Source organism: Prevotella sp. HMSC077E09 (assembly GCF_001814685.1).
GTDB classification, from domain to species: domain Bacteria; phylum Bacteroidota; class Bacteroidia; order Bacteroidales; family Bacteroidaceae; genus Prevotella; species Prevotella oris.
Map to the genome: position 1 here is coordinate 58,956 of NZ_KV817572.1, position 3,604 is coordinate 62,559.

A 3,604-nucleotide genomic window follows, 5' to 3' on the forward strand; every position below is an offset into this window, starting at 1 on the left:
GCTTGTGGAGATATTGTTAGTCAGTGAACAAGTATACAGTGGACAAGTAAACGAGTTGATAGTTTACGAGTGAACGAGTTAATAGTTAACAAGTGGACGGTAGACGAGTAAACGGGTTGCTTGATAAAATATAAAAGCAATAGACAATAAGCAAGACAAATAACTTGTCAACCAGTCAACGTGTCAACAGAAACAGTTTACGAGTAAACGAGTAGACAAGTAAACAAGTTGCTTGATGTAATGACAGCAGCGAATAAGACAAATAACTTGTCAACCTGTCAACTGCAGACTTGTCAACTGAAAACGAGACATCAGGTGGTTATTGCGGTGGGGTCCCACCTCTTCCCATTCCGAACAGAGAAGTTAAGCCCACTTGCGCCGATGGTACTGCAATGCAATGCGGGAGAGTAGGTAGCCGCCTCCTTTCAGCCGGAGCCCCGAGGATACAATATTCTCGGGGCTCCTTTTTTGTATTGGTCCTTTTTCCAAGTCTCCTCCCTATGCCTTTCAGGGAGCCCTATTTCAGCCAACTCTTATTGGGAGCTGTCATCTTCTTTTCATCCATTCACAAGGGAAAGGAATCCTTCCCATGTTGCCTTCCCTGTAACTTGCATCCTATTCCTCTCGCATTCTGACGCTGGGTACTGTCTTTCAAAGTGTGTAAGTATTCCTTCTATTCTATTCCCTCTTTCCATTCGTTTTCTATTTTCTGTTTCCAGTTTTTAAATTGATATATTCTTCTGGCGTATGTCTTCTTTGTTTCCTCCATAGCCACAGCAGCCAATAGGAATATCACCGCCTTGTCTGACGGCATAGAGGTTCTCATACTTGTACGTTTCAAAGTCAAGGGTTGGGGTTGGTATTATCTCTCTACGGTAATTGATGACTACAGCAGGTATATCATCCATTGGGAGTTATGTTCGAGTATGACCTCTGAAGATGTATCCAGAACAATAGATAAAGCAGTTGAAAAGTCTGGAGTTACACACCAGAATCCTCCAAACCTACTCTCAGACAATGGACCATGTTATATTGCTTCCTCTCTCAAATACTATCTCTGTAAGGAATATAATATCAAGCATATCCATGGTAAGCCCTTGCATCCTCAGATACAAGGAAAAATAGAACGATATCACAGATCGATGAAAAATGTGATAAAACTAAATCATTATTTCTGTCCCTCAGAATTAGAAAAGGCGATAGAGCAATGGGGGAACTATTATAATGAAAGAAGATTTCATGAGTCCCTCGATAACCTCACACCAAGGGACGTATATCTGGGACAAGGGGAGAAAATAAAGAAAATAAAGAAAATACGAGAAATAATAAAGCAAAATTCAATCAACAAAAGAATTTTTGATAATAAAACAATGAAATATCAGAGTAAATAACTATATTTGCAGTTGTGCATTTTTGCTTGGCAACGTACAAGCAAACCAACTCATTGGGGGATACTAGAAAGCATATATAACAACTTCAAGAAGGAAATATGAAAGAGCTATTGTTTTTTATCTCTATCATTCTTTGCTTGCTATTTACATCCTGTAGCAAAGGAGTTAAAGTAGAAGTGGATGATGTAAATGCTTGTTGCGATACATCCATTTTTAGAGGTGTAAAAGAAAACATGATGTTTGGTGAGCTTTGCTCCATTCTTGGTGAACCAAATGAATATATAGATAAAAAAGAAGGTGATGAAGAAAGCCACAATCCTATCTATTACTTCAAGGAAGGAAAGTTGGAATGTTATTGGAGTGGTAGTAAAAGGGATGAAATAGGTGTTGTAATTTACACCCCATATCAGAATCACACTTATAGGATTCAAGATTTTCTAAAGCTATCATTAGATAAATACGGGATAGATGAAGCAACCAAGGAAGTTAACATCTACCAAGATGGGGATTTGTACTTTTCGCTAACATTAGATAACTATAAGATTCAAAGAATATGGAAAAGATAAAACAACTTATAAAGCAAGTTATAGCCTATTGCAATGGCATTGATAACTTCTACTTTAAGTTTATCCTTACAATCATTGCTATAGCCCTAATATGGATAGCAATAGGAATAGAAGATGTAGTTGAAAATATGCCATATTGATTGGTCGATTAAAAAGAAAGATATGTTAGCATACTTAATTTTAGGCACTTTAGTAACAGCTGCTATTGTTTATTTCCTTTGTGGAATGAGTGAAAACAATGATACCAAGGAAGATTCTAAAGCTGGTTGTATTACAAGCCTAGTATGGGGCTTTGTTATGACAGGTATAATGGTACTGATAATGATGCTTGGAAAGGACTAAACCCCAACATAGACATATTAAAATAGCCCAACCTACCATCAAGTAAGTTGGGCTTATTCTATGCTTTATTTTTCCACCACAAGGCTATCAATCCTATAGCTACTACTACATCCACCACATTCCACATATCCCTACCAAGGACAATTTTAGCGAAGGGTTGGAATAGTAGTACCAAGGCTCCAGCTACCACACATAAAGGTAGATTTTTTTGATTGTAAAAACTGAAAGCCATACAACCAAACACCACCATAGCTACAAACCTTATCAAGGTATAATAGCCATAAGGCATAGGGAAAAGGCAAAGTAACAAGGCTATTGCCAATCCCAATCCTACATTTGCAAGCTGCTTATTCATCTTATTCCGTTTTATTGTCAGCTACCCATTTGCCAAACTTGATGATATATCTACCTAGAATTGTACGTTGTCAAACAAAAGTGCACAACTGCAAATATAGTTATTTACTCTGATATTTCATTGTTTTATTATCAAAAAAATCTTTTGTTAATTGAATTTTGCTTTATCGTTTCTCTTATTCTCTTGATTTTCTCTCCTTGTCCTAGATATACGTCCCTTGGTGTGAGATTATCGAGTGATTCATGAAATCTTCTCTCATTATAATATTCCACCCATTGGGCGATAGCTTTTTCTAATTCTGAGGGACAGAAGTAATGATTTAGTTTAACGTGAGTTCGACGAATTCAGAACAATGCAAGCTGTGTGTCAAAGTTCCTTTGTACATTGATGCGCGGCTTCTTTGGAAACAGACAATAGGCAGCAATAGCCCCTAATAAGTTGACGATGAAATTGTCAAAGCATCTATGTCTGGAGTGTTCCACTTGGGCAATGTTCTTAAGTTCATCATTCACCGTTTCTACAATAGCTCTTTTTCTGAGTAACAGTCTGTCAGAAACGCTCATCAAAGCCCCTTTCATATTGCTTTTCAGCTTAGTAATAAGTTGTATTCCATCTACGAAAAGCCTTTGGAAGAGATACTTGCTGATGTAGCCCTTGTCACCGATCAGCTTGCCATATATGAATTCTACAAACGCTTTGTATTCCAAAGGCTTACGATCATCAACATCTCCCGGTGTTATCATAAAGTTGAGAAGCTCTCCTTTCTCATTACAAATCAAATGTAATTTGAAACCGAAGAACCAACCCATGGAGCATTTTCCTCTTTGGGCTATACCTTTGAAAACCTTGTGAATATGTATTCTTTGGTTCTTGCAGACACGCAGTGGTGTGCTATCAACGAAGCTTATACCCGTGGATTTGCCCAACAGAACCTTCTTGATAAACAAGGT

General features: G+C 37.6%; 8 protein-coding genes and 1 rRNA gene. 5 read left to right on the top strand and 4 right to left on the bottom strand.

Annotated elements, in window-relative coordinates:
* The first annotated feature begins 311 nt into the window (after positions 1–311).
* Positions 312–424: ribosomal RNA gene (gene rrf, locus HMPREF2983_RS08175) — 5S ribosomal RNA — on the top strand.
* Positions 425–722: 298 nt separating this feature from the next.
* Here the strand turns inward: rrf and HMPREF2983_RS14010 are convergent.
* The gene (locus HMPREF2983_RS14010) at positions 723–908 is read right to left on the bottom strand and encodes a hypothetical protein (RefSeq protein ID WP_168166204.1); all 186 of its coding nucleotides are present in this window, start codon (positions 906–908) and stop codon (positions 723–725) included.
* Between HMPREF2983_RS14010 and HMPREF2983_RS13545 the strand changes: the two genes are divergently transcribed.
* The 4 genes from HMPREF2983_RS13545 (at position 879) to HMPREF2983_RS13825 (ending at position 2,299) form a co-directional block, all read left to right on the top strand.
* Entirely contained in the window at positions 879–1,391 is a 513-nt protein-coding gene (locus HMPREF2983_RS13545; RefSeq protein WP_246829383.1) for an integrase core domain-containing protein, read from the top strand. The genes HMPREF2983_RS14010 and HMPREF2983_RS13545 overlap by 30 nt on opposite strands.
* A gap of 98 nt (positions 1,392–1,489) precedes the next feature.
* Positions 1,490–1,957 (top strand): hypothetical protein, encoded by a 468-nt coding sequence (locus HMPREF2983_RS08190; protein ID WP_070736622.1) that lies wholly within the window; start codon positions 1,490–1,492, stop codon positions 1,955–1,957.
* Entirely contained in the window at positions 1,945–2,097 is a 153-nt protein-coding gene (locus HMPREF2983_RS14015; RefSeq protein ID WP_168166206.1) for a hypothetical protein, read from the top strand. Before HMPREF2983_RS08190 ends, HMPREF2983_RS14015 begins: the two co-directional genes overlap by 13 nt.
* A gap of 22 nt (positions 2,098–2,119) precedes the next feature.
* Positions 2,120–2,299: a hypothetical protein gene (locus HMPREF2983_RS13825; RefSeq protein WP_070736621.1), complete on the top strand. Its 180-nt coding sequence runs from the start codon at positions 2,120–2,122 to the stop codon at positions 2,297–2,299.
* Between the two features lie 58 nt (positions 2,300–2,357).
* Here the strand turns inward: HMPREF2983_RS13825 and HMPREF2983_RS08195 are convergent, their stop codons facing one another.
* From HMPREF2983_RS08195 to HMPREF2983_RS08200, 3 genes are all read right to left on the bottom strand, one after another.
* Positions 2,358–2,654, bottom strand: coding sequence for a DUF6804 family protein (locus HMPREF2983_RS08195; protein ID WP_070667687.1), 297 nt, complete (start codon positions 2,652–2,654; stop codon positions 2,358–2,360).
* 131 nt (positions 2,655–2,785) lie between these two features.
* Complete coding sequence (locus HMPREF2983_RS14500) at positions 2,786–2,926, bottom strand: transposase (RefSeq protein ID WP_246829380.1); 141 nt, start codon at positions 2,924–2,926, stop codon at positions 2,786–2,788.
* Between the two features lie 72 nt (positions 2,927–2,998).
* Positions 2,999–3,604 (bottom strand): IS982 family transposase (locus HMPREF2983_RS08200; protein ID WP_070667688.1); only part of this gene is annotated, 606 nt, incomplete at its 5' end.